Source organism: Streptomyces sp. NPDC111516, assembly GCF_055635345.1.
The window spans coordinates 459338-477917 of the sequence record NZ_JBVKBV010000003.1; the positions used below are offsets into that span (position 1 = coordinate 459338).

General features: G+C 69.5%; 12 protein-coding genes, 5 tRNA genes and 2 pseudogenes. 10 read left to right on the forward strand and 9 right to left on the reverse strand.

The window, feature by feature from the left end; genetic code table 11:
* Positions 1-49: 49 nt before the first annotated feature.
* Together ACZ7L9_RS10045 and ACZ7L9_RS10050 are read right to left on the reverse strand one after the other, a co-directional pair.
* The gene (locus ACZ7L9_RS10045; RefSeq protein ID WP_266747478.1) at positions 50-307 is read right to left on the reverse strand and encodes a DUF3073 domain-containing protein; all 258 of its coding nucleotides are present in this window, start codon (positions 305-307) and stop codon (positions 50-52) included.
* Positions 308-623: 316 nt separating this feature from the next.
* The gene (locus tag ACZ7L9_RS10050) at positions 624-1730 is read right to left on the reverse strand and encodes a Leu/Phe/Val dehydrogenase (protein WP_471414063.1); all 1107 of its coding nucleotides are present in this window, start codon (positions 1728-1730) and stop codon (positions 624-626) included.
* A 175-nt stretch (positions 1731-1905) separates the two neighbouring features.
* Here ACZ7L9_RS10050 and ACZ7L9_RS10055 point away from each other — a divergent pair, with 175 nt between their 5' ends.
* Together ACZ7L9_RS10055 and bldC are read left to right on the forward strand one after the other, a co-directional pair.
* The gene (locus ACZ7L9_RS10055) at positions 1906-2751 is read left to right on the forward strand and encodes a DUF8083 family protein (protein ID WP_471414065.1); all 846 of its coding nucleotides are present in this window, start codon (positions 1906-1908) and stop codon (positions 2749-2751) included.
* A gap of 523 nt (positions 2752-3274) precedes the next feature.
* Positions 3275-3481 carry a developmental transcriptional regulator BldC gene (bldC, locus tag ACZ7L9_RS10060; RefSeq protein WP_003949541.1) on the forward strand — a complete coding sequence of 69 codons (207 nt, stop codon included), beginning with the start codon at positions 3275-3277 and terminating at the stop codon, positions 3479-3481.
* Between the two features lie 942 nt (positions 3482-4423).
* Here bldC and ACZ7L9_RS10065 read toward each other — a convergent pair.
* Together ACZ7L9_RS10065 and hrpA are read right to left on the reverse strand one after the other, a co-directional pair.
* Positions 4424-4498: transfer RNA gene (locus ACZ7L9_RS10065), tRNA-Asp, on the reverse strand.
* Between the two features lie 172 nt (positions 4499-4670).
* Positions 4671-8615: an ATP-dependent RNA helicase HrpA gene (hrpA, locus tag ACZ7L9_RS10070; RefSeq protein ID WP_471414067.1), complete on the reverse strand. Its 3945-nt coding sequence runs from the start codon at positions 8613-8615 to the stop codon at positions 4671-4673.
* Positions 8616-8771: 156 nt separating this feature from the next.
* Between hrpA and ACZ7L9_RS10075 the strand changes: the two genes are divergently transcribed.
* The 3 genes from ACZ7L9_RS10075 to ACZ7L9_RS10085 are packed head-to-tail and all read left to right on the forward strand — an operon-like array spanning position 8772 to position 10908.
* Positions 8772-9191: a hypothetical protein gene (locus ACZ7L9_RS10075; RefSeq protein ID WP_471414068.1), complete on the forward strand. Its 420-nt coding sequence runs from the start codon at positions 8772-8774 to the stop codon at positions 9189-9191.
* 59 nt (positions 9192-9250) lie between these two features.
* The gene (locus ACZ7L9_RS10080) at positions 9251-10063 is read left to right on the forward strand and encodes a DsbA family protein (RefSeq protein ID WP_471414069.1); all 813 of its coding nucleotides are present in this window, start codon (positions 9251-9253) and stop codon (positions 10061-10063) included.
* On the forward strand, positions 10060-10908 hold the full coding sequence (locus ACZ7L9_RS10085; RefSeq protein ID WP_471414071.1) for a cytochrome c biogenesis CcdA family protein: 849 nt from the start codon (positions 10060-10062) through the stop codon (positions 10906-10908). The genes ACZ7L9_RS10080 and ACZ7L9_RS10085 overlap by 4 nt, the downstream gene beginning before the upstream one ends.
* A 38-nt stretch (positions 10909-10946) precedes the next feature.
* On the opposite strand, the gene ACZ7L9_RS10090 is transcribed toward ACZ7L9_RS10085, so the two are convergent.
* The 3 genes from ACZ7L9_RS10090 to ACZ7L9_RS10100 all read right to left on the reverse strand — a co-directional run bounded on the left by ACZ7L9_RS10090 (position 10947) and on the right by ACZ7L9_RS10100 (position 11231).
* Positions 10947-11023: transfer RNA gene (locus tag ACZ7L9_RS10090), tRNA-Phe, on the reverse strand.
* Between the two features lie 22 nt (positions 11024-11045).
* Positions 11046-11120 (reverse strand) — tRNA-Asp (locus tag ACZ7L9_RS10095).
* A gap of 38 nt (positions 11121-11158) precedes the next feature.
* A tRNA-Glu gene (locus ACZ7L9_RS10100) sits at positions 11159-11231 on the reverse strand.
* 340 nt (positions 11232-11571) lie between these two features.
* On the opposite strand from ACZ7L9_RS10100, the gene ACZ7L9_RS10105 reads away from it, so the two are divergent.
* The 4 genes from ACZ7L9_RS10105 to ACZ7L9_RS10120 all read left to right on the forward strand — a co-directional run bounded on the left by ACZ7L9_RS10105 (position 11572) and on the right by ACZ7L9_RS10120 (position 15648).
* Positions 11572-11922, forward strand: a complete 351-nt coding sequence (locus tag ACZ7L9_RS10105; protein WP_471414072.1) for a metallopeptidase family protein — start codon at positions 11572-11574, stop codon at positions 11920-11922.
* Between the two features lie 176 nt (positions 11923-12098).
* Entirely contained in the window at positions 12099-12677 is a 579-nt protein-coding gene (locus ACZ7L9_RS10110) for a hypothetical protein (protein ID WP_471414074.1), read from the forward strand.
* Between the two features lie 238 nt (positions 12678-12915).
* Positions 12916-15090, forward strand: coding sequence for a DEAD/DEAH box helicase (locus tag ACZ7L9_RS10115; RefSeq protein WP_471414075.1), 2175 nt, complete (start codon positions 12916-12918; stop codon positions 15088-15090).
* A gap of 485 nt (positions 15091-15575) precedes the next feature.
* Positions 15576-15648, forward strand: a tRNA-Lys gene (locus ACZ7L9_RS10120).
* Between the two features lie 305 nt (positions 15649-15953).
* Here the strand turns inward: ACZ7L9_RS10120 and ACZ7L9_RS10125 are convergent.
* Positions 15954-16275, reverse strand: a pseudogene (locus tag ACZ7L9_RS10125) (site-specific integrase); the annotation flags it as partial.
* Here ACZ7L9_RS10125 and ACZ7L9_RS10130 point away from each other — a divergent pair.
* Positions 16273-16584, forward strand: a pseudogene (locus tag ACZ7L9_RS10130) (amidohydrolase family protein); the annotation flags it as partial. The pseudogenes ACZ7L9_RS10125 and ACZ7L9_RS10130 sit on opposite strands and share 3 nt — an antisense overlap.
* 442 nt (positions 16585-17026) lie before the next feature.
* On the opposite strand, the gene ACZ7L9_RS10135 reads toward ACZ7L9_RS10130, so the two are convergent.
* A complete protein-coding gene (locus ACZ7L9_RS10135; protein WP_471414076.1) occupies positions 17027-18520 on the reverse strand; it encodes an MFS transporter in 1494 nt (497 codons plus the stop codon).
* Positions 18521-18580: the final 60 nt, after the last annotated feature.

Sequence of the window (18580 nt, forward strand, 5' to 3'; positions counted from 1 at the left end):
GAACCCGGTCCGGGGCGGGCCCGGACCGGGTTGATGTGTCAGCGCGAGGTCAAGCGCCGCGGCGCTTGGACGACGGACCGGACTTGTCGTCCTCGTCCTCGTCCTCGTCGTCGTTGTACAGATCCGCGTACTGTGCGTACGGGTCATCTTCCTCGTCGTCGTCCTCGAACGGCTCTGCGTTCGGTGGCTGACTCGAAGGCGATGCGCCCAGCTCATTGGCCAGACGCGACAGGTCAGTCCCGCCGCTGCTGTACTTCAGCTGGCGGGCGACCTTGGTCTGCTTGGCCTTTGCCCGGCCGCGCCCCATGGCTCGACCCCCTCGGTGACGGGGCTCGACGGCCCCAGAGTCTTGACACGCGTTCATGTTTCAGGACGGACTCTCGGTAGAGAGACCGTGCCCGTAGGGCTTTAACGGTACCTGCTTCCGCGGCCATACGGTACGCCGCCCGCATCACGCACCCCGGAAGAGGACCGGCGAGAAGCCCTGTCCTCGCTGGTCAACTGCGATTTTAACCTCTTCTCGGCATGCGACCCGCCGACCGACGTGAGTCTTGTCTCGCCGGCCGGCGGGCGGGCGAGACGCCGACCGGCGAGGACGCCGGGTGAGGAACCGCGACCGTCGGTTACGAAGCGGTGCGGCGCGCCTCGGCCATGCGCTGCTCGGCAATCCGGTCGGCTGCGGCGGCCGGCGGAATGCCGTCTGCCTTCGCACGTGCGAATATGGCCAGCGTTGTGTCGAAGATCTTCGACGCCTTGGCCTTGCACCGGTCGAAGTCGAAGCCGTGCAGCTCGTCGGCGACCTGGATGACACCGCCCGCGTTCACCACGTAGTCGGGTGCGTACAGGATCGACCGGTCGGCGAGATCCTTCTCGACGCCGGTGTGCGCGAGCTGGTTGTTGGCCGCGCCGCACACCACCTTGGCGGTGAGTGCCGGAACGGAGTCGTCGTTCAGGGCGCCGCCGAGCGCGCACGGGGCGTAGATGTCGAGGCCCTCGGTACGGATCAGTGCGTCGGTGTCCGCGGCGACGGCGACCTCGGGGTGCAGCCCGGTGACGCGGCGCACGGACTCGTCCCGCACATCCGTGATCACGACCTCGGCACCGTCCGAGAGCAGATGCTCGACCAGGTGGTGACCGACCTTGCCGACTCCGGCGACCCCCACTTTTCGGCCACGCAGCGTCGGGTCGCCCCAGAGGTGCTGGGCGGAGGCCCGCATGCCCTGGAAGACACCGAACGCGGTGAGGACCGAGGAGTCGCCGGCGCCGCCGTTCTCGGGGGAGCGGCCGGTGGTCCAGCGGCACTCGCGGGCGATGACATCCATGTCGGCGACATAGGTGCCGACGTCGCAGGCCGTGACATAGCGGCCGCCGAGCGAGGCCACGCACCGGCCGTAGGCCAGCAGCAGTTCCGTCCGTCGGGCCCCCTCGATCTGCGCCGAGTCGCCGATGATCACTGCCTTGCCGCCGCCGTGGTCGAGACCGGCCATGGCGTTCTTGTACGACATACCGCGCGACAGGTTCAGCGCATCCGCGACGGCCTCCTCCTCGGAGGCGTACGGGTAGAAGCGGGTACCGCCGAGGGCCGGGCCCAGAGCGGTGGAGTGGATGGCGATGACGGCCTTGAGTCCGCTGGCACGGTCCTGGCAGAGCACGACTTGTTCGTGGCCCCCCTGATCCGAGTGGAACAGGGTGTGCAGTACATCGAAAGGCGCGCCGGTCACATCGGTCACTGTGGTGACTCCCAAGTACGAAGCGGCGGAGGACCCTCCTGAAGGTGGGGAGGGCCGCGGACCGGCCGGCACGGCCGGTCCGACTGGGCAAGAGCGTAAGTCCTACGCGGAGGTAGATCTGTTCCAGTGCCGAGGATCACCCCCGGCGGAGTACGGGCATGACACGATTTGCTGCATGTCGGTGGTGTCTTCGGTGCTCGTCCCTTACGCGTCCTACCTCCGGGTGTACGAGCCGCTGGCCGCCTTCCCGGAGCCCGAACGCGCCCACTGGGCCCGCTACGCCGGACGCTCGCACATACCCACGGCCCAGGACGAACTGCGCCGCTCGCTGGCCGACTTGGTGGCCACGCCGCCGGTCGGCGTGCCGGTGCACGAGAGCGGGGACGCGTTCGTCGCCGAGGTCGACGGTGTGGTGTGCGTCTGTCCGTGGCGGACCAGACTGCGCGGCTGGCTGGCGCTGGACGAGCTGATGGAGATGTTCCCGGGGCCGGTGCTGGACGCGGTGCTGCCGCCGGTGGTGCGCGGGCAGGCGGTGGCGGACCACGAGCGGTGGGCGGAGCGCAATCCGGACGCCAGGCCCTGGATCCTCACCTCCGTGTGGCAGGTCCCGGTGCGCTGGTTCGTGCTCTTCTCCGACGAGGAGCGGGAGTACACGGCGACGAGTGAGGACGGTGAGCCGCCCGTGCTGCGTTATCGGACGCCGATGGTCCAGGCCCGGCGCCGGCTGGCCAGGACGCTGAAGACGCTGCGCGAGACCGTGGACGAAGGTCCGCTGACCGAGGGGCTCGTGGACGTGGGGCGCTGGCTGGAGGAGTTCCATCCGCGCGCACTGGTCGAACTGGACTACGGCGGTCTGGTGCACGCGCTGCCGGCGGAGCAGCTCGCCGGGGACCGGTCGGCCGCCGATGTGGCCGAGGGCCTCGCGGCGCTGCGGGCCGGCGATACCGAGGGGGCGAGTGAGGCGTACGGACGGTTGGCGGAGCGCTGGCGGGCAGTGAAAGACCGTCAATTCGCGAACTGACAGGGGCTCGTCCGCGTCTGAACCTGTGACCTGAGTGACACGTGAGGCTGAAGAGGCGGAAGCCTACCTCAGTGGTCCTAGGACCTACGTCCTGAACCGGGCCTTTGCCTCAAGCGTGATGGATAGCACTAACGGGGCTCTTGCGCCCTTCCCTACTCCTCGTGCCAAAATAGGACAAGGAGTCCGGGGAGGGCTCCATCCGTCCAACTGTGGGCGGATCGCTCAGCATTGCACGCTATGGGGGGTCTGATGGCTCCTGATCGCTCTGTGACTGATCGTCACAGTGGTGTGACTGTCCGCTATGGCATGGTCCATCGGCTTCCGTCGCTGATGAACACCTGGGAGGGCAATTCCATCGGTTTGGCCGACGTGGCTGGACGGATGGTGTAGTTGTAGTGCCGAGGACAAGCCGTTCGTCCTATAACCGACTCGGCCTGCGTCCGCCATTTCGGGCAACGCGGGTCAAGGTGCAGAATTTAGAGGAAAGAACCGAGATGGTTCGGTTCTCCCGAGGAGGCCGCTCATGACCGCTCGCACCCCTGATGCCGAGCCGCTGCTGACCCCGGCTGAGGTTGCCACGATGTTCCGCGTGGACCCGAAGACGGTTACCCGCTGGGCCAAGGCGGGCAAGCTCACGTCCATCCGCACGCTCGGTGGACATCGCCGGTACCGCGAGGCAGAGGTCCGCGCACTGCTTGCGGGTATTCCGCAGCAGCGCAGCGAGGCCTGACACACCCCCTGTCGCCGCGTCACAACTGGGCTTTCGGGTCCCCCAACCCGTACATGCCCACCCATAGCTCCAAATGACGGGCGCCCGCCCCAACGGGCGCCATACCTGTGCCGTGGGTACGTCATTCGATCGCGCTGGACTCCGCCGGGTCCAGCGCGATCTTTTTTGTGCGCTCGAAGTCCTGGATCCCCGTGATCGCCCCGGGGCCTTCCGGCGGTCCTGCGGCCCTCACCGTCCGTGCCCTCCGGGGCGGTTCCGGGCGGCTCCTGCGCCGTTGAAAACCGGGCGTCCGGTTGGCTCCGGCCGGGAGTCGGTCACGATGCCGTGCGAGCTTGCGCGGGTCTGTGCGGGAGTGTTGCCGGCTGCCCGGGGAAGCCGGGCCGTGACGGTCCGGAAGGTCCCGCAGCGCTTCCGTCCGAGGGTGCAATTGCACATATTAAATTCACCAGTTGTAGGAAGGGCGTAAAGTCCCCCCTTCTCAAAACTCATTCGGTGACTCCCGTCACACTGCATGAGTCTTGCCAAGTGCGAGCCCGGCACCTCCGGGAGGCGGGTCGCCTCGCCATTGGTCGCCCGATCGAGGGGCTTTCGTCCCGGGCCGCCGAGACCGCTTCCTGGCGCCGCGCGCCGGACCGGCGACCCTCGGGACGGGGGAGTGGTCCGGGAGGCCGTCACGGGCCCCATGGCGGGCCGCAGGGGCCGATGGTGGATCGGACGGTGGCGAGTGAGGTGGCGTAAGGCCGACCGGATGGGCGCGCAGGGGCGCGCGGATCTCATGCCCGGCGGACGCCGTCATACGCCCCACCTCCCGGTGGACCGCCGCCCCGCGCGGAGGAACGCGGAGGAACAGGGGCGGTCCTGCTGTCTGAGTACTCGCCGGCAGTTGCCGGAGTCAAGACGCGCGAAAGCCCGGATCCAGAAGGATCCGGGCTTTCGATACTGCGGTCCTGACGGGATTTGAACCCGCGGCCTCCACCTTGACAGGGTGGCGAGCACTCCAAACTGCTCCACAGGACCAGGTTTTCGCGGCTGCCTTGCGGCTGGCTGCGAAGACAGACTGTACAGCAGGTCAGAGGGTCCGGTCGACCTCACCGAAGGTGGTGACTCCGTTACGGCTCCGGCCCCGGTCCGTACGCCTGCGGACCAGGCCGGTCCGTACGGCTTTCCCACCGCTGCGGTCCGGGCCGTCTCAGGGAGCCGCCGCGTCGATCGCCTTCACGATCCGCTTGTCGGAGACGGGGTAGGCCGTCCCCAGGGCGTGCGCGAAATAGCTGACCCGGAGCTCCTCGATCATCCAGCGGATGTCCAGGACCTCCTGAGGCACGGGCCTGCCCTGCGGCATCTGTTCGAGCAGCCAGGCGTACTCGTCCTGCATCTCGTGGACCTTCTCCATGCGCGTGGTGTCGCGCTGGACGGCCGTCGGCATCTGCTGGAGTCGACGGTCCGCAGCGACCAGATAGCGCATGAGGTCGGGCAGCCTGCGCAGCCCGGTCGCGGTGACGAAGCCCGGTGGCACGAGGGCCGCGAGCTGGGTTCGTACATCGGTGACGTTGTCGACCAGGACCAGGCTGTTGGTGGCCTTCAGGCGCCGCTCGCAGGACTGCCAGGCGGCCAGCACCTGCTGGACCTGCTTGACCGCGTGCTCGGTCAGGGCGACGAGGTCGGCGCGCACCTTGTCGTACAGCTTCCGGAACGACTCCTCGTCCCACGCCGGGCCGCCGTGCGCGCCGATCAGCCGGTCGGCGGCCGCCGTCGCGCAGTCCTCGAAGAGCGCCTGGATGGAGCCGTGCGGATTGCGGGACAGGGCCAGCTTCTGCTGGTTCGTCAGCTTGTCCGAGGCGAACTTCGCAGGGTTCACCGGGACGTTCAGCAGGATCAGCTTCCGGGTGCCGCGCCACATCGCCTGCTGCTGCTCGGCCTCGGTGTCGAAGAGCCGTACGGCCACGGTCCCGCCCTGGTCCACGAGCGCCGGGTACGCCTTGACCGGCTGCCCGGCCCGGCGGGTTTCGAAGATCCGGTTCAGCGTGCCGATCGTCCAGTCCGTGAGGCCCGAACGCTCGATGGACTCGCCCGAGGGCCCCGCGGTTGCCGCGGCGGCCTTGGAGAGGGCCTGACGGGCCTTGGGGCGCAGCTGGAGCCTCAGCGCCTCCAGATCCTTGTCCTCGGCCACCTTGCGGCGCCGCTCGTCGACGATCCGGAACGTGATCTTGAGGTGGTCCGGGATCCGGGAGAGGTCGAAGTCGTCGGCGGAGACCGGGACCCCGACCATCTGCTGGAGCTCACGCGCGAGGGTGACCGGCAGCGGCTCCTGCAGCGGCACCGCCCGGTCCAGGAACTTGCCCGCGTAGTTCGGCGCGGGGACGTAGTGCCGGCGGATCGGCTTGGGCAGCGAGCGGATCAGCTCGGTGACCACTTCCTCGCGCAGGCCCGGGATCTGCCAGTCGAAGCCCTCGGCGGTGACCTGGTTGAGCACCTGGAGCGGGATGTGGACGGTCACACCGTCGGCGTCCGCGCCGGGCTCGAACTGGTACGTGACGCGGAACTTGAGCTTCCCCTGCCGCCAGGAGTCCGGGTAGTCGTCCTTGGTGACGGCCCCGGCCTTCTCGTTGATGAGCATCGAGCGCTCGAAGTCCAGCGCGTCCGGCTCGTCGCGGCGCTTGTGCTTCCACCAGGAGTCGAAGTGCGCCCCGGAGACCACGTGCTCGGGGATGCGCTGGTCGTAGAAGTCGAAGAGCGTCTCGTCGTCCACGAGGATGTCGCGGCGTCGGGCGCGGTGCTCCAGCTCCTCGACCTCGCCGAGGAGTTTGCGGTTGTCGTGGAAGAACTGGTGGTGCGTCCGCCAGTCGCCCTCGACCAGGGCGTTGCGGATGAACAGATCGCGAGACGTCTCGGCGTCGATACGGCCGAAATTGATCTTGCGCTGGGCGACGATCGGCACCCCGTACAGCGTGACCCGCTCGTACGCCATCACCGCCGCCTGGTCCTTCTCCCAGTGCGGCTCGCTGTAGGTGCGCTTCAGCAGATGCTGGGCCAGCGGCTCGATCCACTCCGGCTCGACCCTGGCGTTTACCCGCGCCCACAGCCGGGACGTCTCGACCAGCTCGGCCGACATCACGAACCGTGGCTGCTTCTTGAAGAGCGCCGACCCGGGGAAGACCGCGAACTTGGCGCTGCGGGCACCCAGGTACTCGTTCTTCTCGGTGTCCTTCAGACCGATGTGCGAGAGCAGCCCGGCCAGCAGCGAGGTGTGCACCGACTGCTCGGGCGCGTCCTCCTGGTTGAGTTCGATGCCCATCTGCTTCGCGACCGTACGCAGCTGCGCGTAGATGTCCTGCCATTCGCGGATGCGCAGGAAGTTCAGGTACTCCTGCTTGCACATCCGGCGGAAGCTGGACGAGCCGCGCTCCTTCTGCTGCTCGCGGATGTACCGCCACAGATTCAGGAACGCCAGGAAGTCGGACGTCTCGTCCTTGAAGCGGGCGTGCTGCTGATCGGCCTGCGTCTGCTTCTCCGAGGGCCGCTCGCGCGGGTCCTGGATGGAGAGCGCCGCCGCGATCACCATGACCTCGCGGACACAGCCGTTGCGCTCGGCCTCGATGACCATGCGGGCCAGACGCGGGTCGACGGGCAGCTGCGAGAGCTTCCGGCCGAGCTGGGTGAGCCGCTGCCCCTTCTTCCCCTCCCGGGGGGACTTCTCCTCCGGATCCAGTGCGCCGAGCTCCTGGAGGAGCTGGATGCCGTCGCGGATGTTGCGGTGGTCCGGCGGGTCGATGAAGGGGAACTTCTCGATGTCGCCGAGGCCGGCTGCGGTCATCTGGAGGATGACGGAGGCGAGGTTCGTACGCAGGATCTCGGGGTCGGTGAACTCCGGACGGGTCAGGAAGTCGTCCTCGGAGTACAGCCGGATGCAGATGCCGTCCGACGTACGGCCGCAGCGGCCCTTGCGCTGGTTGGCGCTGGCCTGCGAGATCCGCTCGATCGGCAGCCGCTGGACCTTGGTGCGGTGGCTGTAGCGGGAGATCCGGGCGTTGCCCGGGTCGATCACGTACTTGATGCCGGGAACGGTCAGCGACGTCTCGGCGACGTTGGTCGCCAGCACGATCCTGCGGACGATGCCGTTGGGGGTCCGCTGGAAGACCCGGTGCTGCTCGGCGTGCGAGAGGCGGGCGTAGAGGGGGAGGACCTCGGTGTGGCGGAGATTCTTCTTGTTCAGCGCGTCCGCGGTGTCACGGATCTCGCGCTCGCCGGAGAGGAAGACCAGGACGTCGCCCGGACCCGCCGACTGCAGCTCGTCGACGGCGTCGCAGATCGCGGTGATCTGGTCGCGGTCGGAGTCTTCACCCTCTTCTTCGAGCAGGGGGCGATAACGGACCTCCACGGGGTACGTACGCCCGCTGACCTCGACGATCGGCGCCTCGCCGAAGTGGCGCGCGAACCGCTCCGGGTCGATTGTCGCCGACGTGATGACGACCTTCAGATCCGGGCGCTCGGGCAGCAGCCTGGCCAGATAACCGAGCAGGAAGTCGATGTTCAGCGACCGCTCGTGGGCCTCGTCGATGATGATCGTGTCGTACGCGCGGAGCTCGCGGTCCGTCTGGATCTCGGCGAGCAGGATGCCGTCCGTCATCAGCTTGACGAACGTCGCGTCGGGGTTCACCTGGTCGGTGAAGCGGACCTTCCAGCCGACCGTCTCGCCCAGCGGAGCCTTCAGCTCGTCGGCGATGCGCTCGGCGACCGTACGGGCCGCGATCCGGCGCGGCTGGGTGTGCCCGATCATGCCCCGGACACCACGCCCCAGCTCCATACAGATCTTCGGGATCTGCGTGGTCTTGCCCGAGCCGGTCTCCCCGGCGACGATCACGACCTGGTGGTCGCGTATCGCCTCCAGGATCTCGTCCTTCTTCTGACTGACCGGGAGCTGTTCCGGGTAGGACACGACGGGCATCCGCTCGGCGCGCAGCGCGAGCCGCCCGGCTGCCTTTCCGGCCTCGGTGGCGATCTCGTCCAGCACGGACTGGCGGGCCTCGGGCTTACGGATACGGCGCGCCCCTTCGAGACGGCGGCCGAGCCGGTGCGCATCGCGGAGCGAGAGCTGCCCGAGCTGTGACTGGAGATCAGCGAAGGAAGTAGACATACGGGTCCCAGGATCGCACCCGGGCCCGATGAACGGCGAACGCATTTTGTGCGGTCCTGGTCACCGGACCGGCACTGCGCGGAGGCGCGGGATCACAGCACGTACCATTTCGGGCAGCTGATCAACCGTTGCCTCTGTCCGGAAAGGCCGGTCGCCGTGTCCGTGTCCGTGTCCCGTACGCAGTGGTGCTGCCTGGTGGCGGTGCTCGCGGTCGTGCTGGGGCTGTTCTGCGGACCCGCGACAGCCGTCACGGGTGTCGCGGCCGGCGGCGGAAGGCCGGTGGCTTCGGACGGCCCCGTCGAGGATGCCGTTTCGGATGCCCCCGGGGCGGTCGTCGCGTCGGCCATGGACGGGCACCGGACTCCGGGGTGCGGCAAGAGCCGGAAGCACGAGGACGGCGAGCCGGCTCTGCCGGGCCGGGTCCGCGCGGCGCACGACCAGGCGCCCGGACTCGCCCAGTGGGGTCTGCCCGCCGCCACCGGACAGGGACCGGTGCACCCGCCCGTACGGATAGGGCTGCGCGGCCCCGTTTCCGCCGCCCCCACTCCGGTCGAGCTCTCCGTACTGAGGGTGTAGACGGCGCCTCCCGCCCGGCCGTTTCTCATCCCTCCCGCATCGCCAGCACGGAGTCCCGCATGTCCAAGCCCAAGCCCACATCCTCGTCCTCACGTACGAAGGCGTCGTCGTCCAAGAAGCCGCTGATCTACGGCGCCGGAGTCGTCCTCGCCGCTTCGCTGCTCGGCCTCGTGTCCTACTGGGCCACCGCCCCCGACCACTCCTCTCCCTCCTCCTCGTCGGTCGCCGATGCCACCACCGACCCGGACACCGGCGTCTACCCGGAGCTGGCCGGGCTCGCCCGGCGTGACGCCGGTGACAAGCTCGCGCAGGGCCGGGTGGACGCACCCGTCGTCCTCATCGAGTACGCCGACTTCAAGTGCGGCTACTGCGGCAAGTTCGCCCGCGACACCGAACCCGCCCTGGTGAAGAAGTACGTCGACAACGGCACCCTGCGCATCGAGTGGCGGAACTTCCCGATCTTCGGCGCCGAGTCCGAGGCCGCCGCCCGGGCCGCCTGGGCCGCCGGACAGCAGGACCGCTTCTGGCAGTTCCACCGTGCCGCGTACGCCGAGGGGGCCAAGGAGAAGGGATTCGGCAAGGACCGGCTGAAGGTGCTGGCCCAGCAGGCGGGCGTGCCGGACCTCGACCGGTTCGCGCGCGACACGGACAGCTCCGCCGCCTCCGCCGCGGTGGGCAAGGACCAGGAACAGGGGTACGGGATCGGAGCGACCTCCACCCCTTCGTTCCTGATCAACGGCCGCCCGATCGCCGGAGCCCAGCCGACGGAGACCTTCACCCGGGCCATCGAGGCGGCCGCCGAGAAGGCCCGCGGCACCGAGGACGCCAAGACCGGTGGCCACACCCAAGGCGCCGAGGACGGCGCGAAATGACGGCTGACATCGGCTACTTCGCGGCCTTCCTCGGCGGACTGCTCGCCCTGGTCAGCCCGTGCAGCGCTCTGCTGCTGCCCGCCTTCTTCGCGTACTCCATCGACTCCACCTCACGGCTCCTGGCCCGCACCGGCATCTTCTACGCCGGTCTGGCCACCACCCTGGTCCCGCTCGGCGCCGCGGGTTCGTACGCCGGACGGCTCTTCTACAGCCACCGCGACGCGCTCGTCCTCGGCGCCGGGTGGCTGATCATCGTGCTCGGCGTCGCGCAGATCGTGGGTCTGGGCTTCGCCTCGCGCCGGATCGCCGCGCTGAGCGGCCGGATCCGCCCGACCACGGCCGTATCCGTCTACGCGCTGGGGGCCGTATACGGACTGGCCGGTTTCTGCGCGGGACCGATCCTCGGCAGCGTCCTCACCGTCGCGGCGGTCAGCGGCAGCCCGGTCTACGGCGGACTGCTGCTCGCCGTCTACGCCCTGGGCATGGCGGTACCGCTCTTTCTGCTCGCCCTGCTCTGGGAACGCTTCGACCTGGGCCGCCGGGCCTGGCTGCGCGGCCGCACTTTCCGGATCGGCCGCTTCGAGCTGCACACCACGACGCTGCTGTCGGGGCTCTTCTTCGTCGGGCTCGGCGCGCTGTTCCTCGCGTACGACGGGACGACCGCGCTGCCCGGGCTGCTGAATGTGGACGACTCGTTCGCCGTCGAGCAGTGGGCCCAGCGCATCGGCGAGCACGTGCCGGACGTCATGGTGCTGGTGGCCGTGGTCGTGGTGGTGCTGCTGGTGCTGGCGGTACGGGCGTGGCGCGGCCGGGGCGTGAACTCGGCGGATCGGGAAGAGGCCTGACACGGCGAAGGCCCCGTCCATCGGACGGGGCCTTCGGGTGGTGGCTGGGGCCGGGATCGAACCGGCGACCTATCGCTTTTCAGGCGATCGCTCGTACCAACTGAGCTACCCAGCCACGCAGCTCAAAAGGGCTGCAGCGGTCCTGACGGGATTTGAACCCGCGGCCTCCACCTTGACAGGGTGGCGAGCACTCCAAACTGCTCCACAGGACCAAGCTGTTGTGCGACTAAGTGTCGCACAAGGTGGTGCGTGCCCCCAACGGGATTCGAACCCGTGCTACCGCCTTGAAAGGGCGGCGTCCTGGGCCACTAGACGATGAGGGCAGAACTGCTTGTACTGCTGCTTCTGTGTCTGTCGCCCCGGAGGGCGTCAGAAGCATGTGACTGCGCTTCCCCTCAAGAGGTTCCACTTTTCCTTCAACCTCTGGGGTCTCAGAACGGTCAAGCCCTGACCGGCGCCCTTGGGCACGTCGGAGACTGTACTACGGCGTTTCGACGTCAGCCAAACCGAATAGGCGAAGGGGTCGCTCCGGTCGGCTTCTCCCCCTGTGGATGGCGGCTGACCTGGGCCGCCGCCCGTGCGGGGCCGGGCGGCACGCCGGGCGGCACACGGTGTGCGGTGCGGTCCGGGGCTCGCCGATCCGGCGTACGGGACAATGGCGGGGTGCTGGAGATGACGCGCGAAGAGTTCGAAGAACTGGTCGCCGAGGCGCTGGACCGCATCCCGCCGGAGCTGACGCGGCTGATGGACAACGTCGCGGTGTTCGTCGAGGACGAACCGGACCCGGGCGATCCGCAGCTGCTCGGGCTGTACGAGGGCACGCCGCTGACCGATCGCGGCGAGTGGTACGCGGGGGTGCTGCCGGACCGGATCACCATCTACCGCGGGCCGACGCTGCGGATGTGCGAGTCGCGCGAGGACGTAGTGGTCGAGACCGAGATCACGGTCGTTCATGAGATCGCCCACCACTTCGGCATCGATGACGAGAGGCTGCACGCGCTCGGCTACGGATGAGCGCGCGGGCGCCGCGCGGGCAGGGTGTGGGTGGCGCAGGACCCGCGGGCGCCGTGCGGGTGGTACGCGGGAGGTGTGCGGGGCGTGTCCCCGGCGGGGCTACGGGAGTTGGGCACAGCGTCCCCACTCGTTCCCGTACTGCCCCGCCCCCTCTTCGTCCCCCGGAGGTGCCTCCCGTGCGTCAGTTCTCCGCCCCCGTCCGATGGGCGTCCGTCATCGCAATGACGGTCGCCGCGTCCACAGGCTGCATGAGCGTCGGCGGCGACGAAGGGAAACCGTCGCCGTCGCCGTCCTCCGAATCGAAGGGCGGCGGGGCCGAGCCGGACGGCGGCACCGTGGCGGGCACGGGCAGCGCCCGCACCGGTGGTGGCCGTGCCGAGGCGCACTCCGAGCGGGAGGCGGCCGAGTCCCCGGAGCCGAGAGGCTCTGCCGAACCGTCGGGCGCCCCCGGCGGCGTGCGCCCCGGCGCGAAGCCCGGTGAACCGGGTGATTCGGGGGCGGCGCCGGGTGGTGGGTTGCCCGCGCCCTCGGCCTCGCAGTCGGGCCCCGGCGTGCCGCCGCGGCCCGAATCCCCGCCGCCGTCCGGGCCTGCCACCCCCGAGCCGCCCGCTTCCCCGGACCCGGAGCCCTCGGAACCGTCGCCGCAGCCGTCCGCCTCGTCGGGGGCTCAGCTCCGCGACGACGTGATGAGTGCGCCGGTGGAGCCGTGGCCGCTGCGGACGCCGGACGTATCACCGCAGGTGGAGCCGGTGTAGCAGGGGACGAAGGAGGGCGGTTTGCGCGATGTGGGGGGGAGTGCGTATGGTGGTAGATCGTTTGATCCCATTGCCCGGCGCCGAAACAGAAGCGCGCCGTGTGGCGCGTACTCTCCCTTGCCGTGGCTGGACCGCATTGAGGCGGTCGAAATTGCGAATCACGGAGTTACGGGCGCGTGCCGAGACTCCGGAAGGTTTCGCATTTCGCATGTCAATTTCCAGTTCTGACCACACCGTCATGCCCGAGAACGTCGACGACATCAAGAACGACGAGCTCATCGAGGCCGCGGAGGCCGTCGTCGCCGAGGCCGTTGCCTCTGTCGAGGCCGACGCACCCCGGGCCGAGCAGGCCGGTACCGACTCCGCCGTCGACGCGGATGCCGAGCCGACCGTCACCTTCGGCGACCTGGGCCTGCCCGAGGGCATCGTCCGCAAGCTCGCGCAGAACGGTGTGACCGCGCCCTTCCCGATCCAGGCCGCGACCATCCCGGACGCCCTGGCCGGCAAGGACATCCTGGGCCGCGGCCGTACCGGCTCCGGCAAGACGCTCTCCTTCGGTCTGCCGACCCTGGCCACGCTGGCCGGCGGCCACACCGAGAAGAAGAAGCCCCGCGCGGTCATCCTCACCCCGACCCGCGAGCTCGCGATGCAGGTCGCGGACGCGCTGCAGCCGTACGGCGATGTGCTCGGCCTGAAGATGAAGGTCGTCTGCGGCGGTACGTCGATGGGCAACCAGATCTACGCGCTGGAGCGCGGTGTCGACATCCTCGTCGCCACCCCGGGCCGCCTGCGCGACATCATCAACCGGGGCGCCTGCTCCCTGGAGAACGTCCAGGTCGCCGTCCTCGACGAGGCCGACCAGATGTCCGACCTGGGCTTCCTGCCCGAGGTCACCGAGCTGCTCGACCAGGTTCCGGTCGGCGGTCAGCGCATGCTCTTCTCCGCCACGATGGAGAACGAGATCGGCACGCTGGTCAAGCGCTACCTGAACAACCCGGTGAGCCACGAGGTCGACAGCGCCCAGGGCAACGTCACGACCATGACGCACCACGTCCTCGTCGTGAAGCCGAAGGACAAGGCGCCGGTCACCTCCGCCATCGCCGCCCGCAAGGGCCGCACCATCATCTTCGTCCGCACCCAGCTGGGCGCCGACCGCATCGCCGAGCAGCTCGTCGAGGCGGGCGTCAAGGCGGACGCGCTCCACGGCGGCATGACGCAGGGCGCCCGTACCCGGGTCCTCGCCGACTTCAAGGACGGTTACGTCAACGCGCTCGTCGCGACCGACGTCGCCGCCCGCGGTATCCACGTCGACGGCATCGACCTGGTGCTGAACGTGGACCCGGCCGGTGACCACAAGGACTACCTGCACCGCTCGGGCCGTACCGCCCGGGCCGGCAAGTCCGGTGTCGTCGTCTCGCTGGCGCTGCCGCACCAGCGCCGGCAGATCTTCCGCCTCATGGAGGACGCGGGCGTCGACGCCTCGCGTCACATCGTGGGCGGCGCGGGTGCCTTCGACCCGGAGGTCGCCGAGATCACCGGCGCCCGTTCGCTGACCGAGGTCCAGGCCGACTCCGCGAACAACGCGGCGAAGCAGGCCGAGCGCGAGGTCGCCGACCTGACCAAGCAGCTGGAGCGCGTCCAGCGCCGCGCCGGTGAGCTGCGCGAGGAGGCCGACCGCCTCGTCGCCCGTGCCGCGCGCGAGCGGGGCGACGACCCGGAGACGGCGGTGGCCGAGGCCGCCGCCGAGGCGGAGGCCGCGATCGAGGCCGCCGTCTCCGTACCGGAGCAGCCCTCCGCGCGTGACGACCGTCGTGACGACCGCGGCAACTTCGACCGCCGGGACAGCCGTGGCGGCGACCGCGGCGGCTACCGCGGTGGCAACGACCGTCGGGACGACCGCGGTGGCGACCGTGGTTTCCAGCGTCGTGACGACCGTTCGTCGGGTGGCTTCCGCCGCGACAACGACCGTCCGTCGTTCAACCGCGACCGTCGTGACGACCGCGGTGGCGACCGTGGATTCCAGCGTCGTGACGACCGTTCGTCGGGTGGCTTCCGCCGCGACAACGACCGTCCGTCGTTCAACCGCGACCGTCGTGACGACCGTCCGTCGGGCGGCTTCCGCTCCAACGACCGCCGGGACGACCGTGGTGGCCGTTCCTTCGACCGCCGCGACAACGACCGCCCGTCGTTCAACCGCGACCGTCGCGACGACCGCCCCTCGGGCGGCTTCCGCTCCGGTGGCAGCGACCGTCCGTTCAACCGTGACCGTCGTGACGACCGTCCGTCGGGCGGCTTCCGCTCCGGTGGCAGCGACCGTCCGACCGGCCGCCGCGACGACCACCGTGGCACCGGCACCAACACCGGTTCCTTCGGCCGCCGCGACGACAAGCCGCGCTGGAAGCGCAACGGCTGAGCGCAGTGACCATGACCTGCTGAAAGTCTGCTGAGAGCGGGCCCGTCCTTCACGGACGGGCCCGCTCTTCTTTTTTCCATGCCTCCGGTGAGGGAATCGCTGGGGGCGGGACAACCAACCCCCCGGAACCGTCCCCGAGTTCGTACGGATCCGACGAGGCGAGGCTCGCCGAACTCGGTTACACCCAGGTCCTCGCCCGCCGGATGTTGGCAGGCGCTACCACCGCAAGCTCCTGCTGCTGGTCGTGATCGGTGCCCAGCCATCGCCCCCATAGCGGTCCTGGTGGTCCTCGGCTTCGCGACGACGTGGCGGCCGGCGTCGGCCCGGAACTGGTTCCGCGCTCCGGATCACAAACGCACAACCACCCCCGAGGCCCCCGCCCGTACCCCTTGATCCTCCGCAGATCCCACCGTGACAGGGCCCGGTAACCGATACCCGATCGGCGGCCGGTCCCCGGCGGGCTATGCTCAGGGGTGATTCGCCGGGGGCCGTTAGCTCAATTGGCAGAGCAGCGGACTTTTAATCCGTTGGTTGTGGGTTCGAGTCCCACACGGCCTACCGATGGCGGGGGAGGGGAAACTCTCTGACCTGCGGCGGAGTGCCCCGACCGGCTTCGACCGGTCGGGGCACTCCGTTGTTCAGGGTCCTGTGCGTGAGCGATGCGTGAGCGCCAGCCACCAGTCCGCCTGCTGTGGGGCGGTCGGTTGTCGGTAACGACTAACTGGGGATGGGCGGACCGATTGTCATCCATCCGCCGCGTATGCCGTCGAGCCCCCGCAGGATGAGTGCGGGGTCGTGGGTCGGCCCGCCGAGATTCCGGACAAGGATGTCGCGGCACAGGCGCTGGAGGACGCCGGTCATGTCGTGTGGATGTCGCCGCCGGCCCTGTGGGTGAGCGTCGCCGCCACGTGGCGGAGGTCCCGCAGAGTGATGGGCGGGAGATCGGTGGTGGCGAGGAGGCGGCGGAAGGTCTCCGAGACCGTTTCCGGGTGAAGCCAGGAGCCGTCCTCCTTGGTGAAGATCTTCCCGGTCTCCTGCCAGGCGGCACCCGCCTTCTTCCGCTCCCGTCCCTGGCGCTTCTTGTGCGCGCGCAGGACGGCCACGTTCACGCTGTCGAGGGGCGATCGTGCCGGCGCTGGCGTCGGTCTTCGGCTCGGACTCGTACGGGTCCCAGCCGTCGACGATGCCGCCGGCGTGGACGTGCTGGCCGGTACCGATGTCTCCATGCCCGAGACGTTCTTCGGGGGCCTGGCACATGGAGCGAGCCTGCACCACGAACTGCAGCACCTGGTGGCTGCCGGCCTCACACCCGAACGCGCCCTGCGTGCGGCCACCGCGACCACAGCCCGCCGCTTCCGCCTCAGCGACCGGGGACGGATCGCCGAAGGACTCCGCGCCGACCTCCTGCTGGTGGAAGGCGACCCGACCCGCAACATCAGCGACACCCTCACCACCCGTGCCATCTGGCGCCGCGGCACCCGCCTCGCGGCATGACCGCAGTCCTTCCCTTTGACGGAAGGACTCAACTGTCCGGTTCTTGCTCGCCGCGGTACGGCGACCTTCTACGATCCGCCGCATGCTGGATCCCGAGCTGCTACCAGCGGATCATCGTTGCCGTGCGGCAGGCCGCTGGACCGGTCATGGCCCGCGAGGTGGTGGGGGCGCCTGATCTGGATATCGGCCCCCAGCCCGGCCGTACCCACGACAACACCGCCGCCCGTCACGACCACATCCTGGCTCACTGGCAGGGCGGTGGCAGGGACTTCTCCCGTGGAGCCGGCGCGGATCCATCACCTTCGGAACCCTCGTTGACCTGTGTCGACGAGGCTTCTGCCGGTTCCGGCGCCTGCTCGATGGTGGAATCATGAGCGCCGACGCGCGGTCGGCTGCGTCCGCGTTCGGACATGACAACCACGGCGTCGGGCTCGGCTGGGTTCTATGAGCGACTCGCCTCGTAGTCGGGGAGTGCGGCCGGGGTGGTCCGGGTCGCCGGGCGCATGGTCAGGATCAGTACGGCCATCCCGGCGAAGACGACCGCGGCGACGACACCGGTGACGTGCAGGCCGGCGGTGAATGCCTCCCGCGCGGTGTGCAGCAGTTCTGCGCCCTGGCCGGCGGGAAGGTGCCGGCTGGCGGCGACCGCGCCGGCCAGCGAGTCGGACGTGCCGTCCATCCGGCTGCGGTAGACCACTGCGGCCAACACGCCGAGCAGTGCGAAGCCGAGCGAACCGCCGAAGTAGTTGCCGGTCTCCGACATTGACGCCGCCGAGCCGGTGCGCTCCGGCGGTACGGACCCGACGACCAGCCCGGTGCCCAGCGCGAACAGCGGGCCGGTGCCCAGCGCCAGTACGGCGATGCCGGTCATCACCAGCGGCAGGGCGCTCGCACCGTCGGCGCCGACCAGCAGCAGGCTGCCCAGTGCCGACCCCACCAGCCCGCCTGCGATCGCGGTCGTCTGCTTCATCCGCCGGGCCAGCGCCGGCGCGGTCATGGTGCCGACCGCCACGCCCAGGCCCATGGGTGCGAACAGCACTGCCGACGCGACCGGCGAGAAGCCCAGCACGCTCTGCAGGTACTGGGTCACCAGCAGGCCCGTACCAGCCATGGCGATGCCGGCGAAGGCCAGCGCGACGAGTACGGCCGTGAACGGGCGGTTGCGCAGCAGCCGCAGGTCCAGCAGCGGCGTCTGCAGCCGCAGTTGCCGACGTACGAACAGGAATCCGATGGCTGCGCCGACGACGAGGGCCGCCGTCGGCACGACCGGTACGCTCTCGACGGTCAGCTGCTTGATGCCGTAGACCATCAGAAGCACCGCCACGAGCGACAGCGCGACGCTGGCCGGGTCCAGCCGGCCGGCCTGCTCGCTGCGGAACTCCGGCAGCAGGACCGGCCCGGCCAGCAGCAGCAGCGCCATCGCCGGCACGGCGACCAGGAACACCGATCCCCACCAGAAGTGCTGGAGCAGGAACCCGGCGAGTACGGGTCCGAGCGCGCCGCCGGTGAACTGGCAGGTCGCCCAGATCGCGATGGCCTTCCCGCGCTGCCGTTCGTCGCGGAACATGTTGGTGATCAAGGCAAGTGTGGACGGCGCCAGGGTCGCGCCGGCGACGCCCAGCAGCGCACGCGCGACGATCAGCATCAGCGGGCCGGCCGCGAAGGCGGCCACGACCGACAGCACCGCGAACGCCGCTCCGCCGATCATCAGCAGCCGTCGGCGTCCGATCCGGTCGCCGAGCGTACCCATCGTGATGACCAGGCCGGCCACCATGAATCCGTAGCTGTCGCTGATCCACAGCTGTTCGACGTTGGTGGCACCCAGGTCGGCGCTCAGCTGTGGGAGCGCGAGGAGCAACGCCGTCGCGTCCATCGCGACGAGCAATGTCGGCAGCATGAGGACGACCAGTCCCAGCCACGCCCGGTTGGCTCGCATATCCGAAACTCCCTGTTCTTTCGACGATTCGCCGGTTGGTCGGAGCGGCGAAACGCTTCT

What these genes read in the sequence shown, in the direction of transcription:
- ACZ7L9_RS10045 (WP_266747478.1), bottom strand. Translation starts at nt 307, where the DNA reads ATGGGGCGCGGCCGGGCAAAGGCCAAGCAGACCAAGGTCGCCCGCCAG.
- ACZ7L9_RS10055 (WP_471414065.1), top strand. Translation starts at nt 1,906, where the DNA reads ATGTCGGTGGTGTCTTCGGTGCTCGTCCCTTACGCGTCCTACCTCCGG.
- bldC (WP_003949541.1), top strand. Translation starts at nt 3,275, where the DNA reads ATGACCGCTCGCACCCCTGATGCCGAGCCGCTGCTGACCCCGGCTGAG.
- hrpA (WP_471414067.1), bottom strand. Translation starts at nt 8,615, where the DNA reads ATGTCTACTTCCTTCGCTGATCTCCAGTCACAGCTCGGGCAGCTCTCG.
- ACZ7L9_RS10080 (WP_471414069.1), top strand. Translation starts at nt 9,251, where the DNA reads ATGTCCAAGCCCAAGCCCACATCCTCGTCCTCACGTACGAAGGCGTCG.
- ACZ7L9_RS10085 (WP_471414071.1), top strand. Translation starts at nt 10,060, where the DNA reads ATGACGGCTGACATCGGCTACTTCGCGGCCTTCCTCGGCGGACTGCTC.
- ACZ7L9_RS10115 (WP_471414075.1), top strand. Translation starts at nt 12,916, where the DNA reads ATGCCCGAGAACGTCGACGACATCAAGAACGACGAGCTCATCGAGGCC.
- ACZ7L9_RS10135 (WP_471414076.1), bottom strand. Translation starts at nt 18,520, where the DNA reads ATGCGAGCCAACCGGGCGTGGCTGGGACTGGTCGTCCTCATGCTGCCG.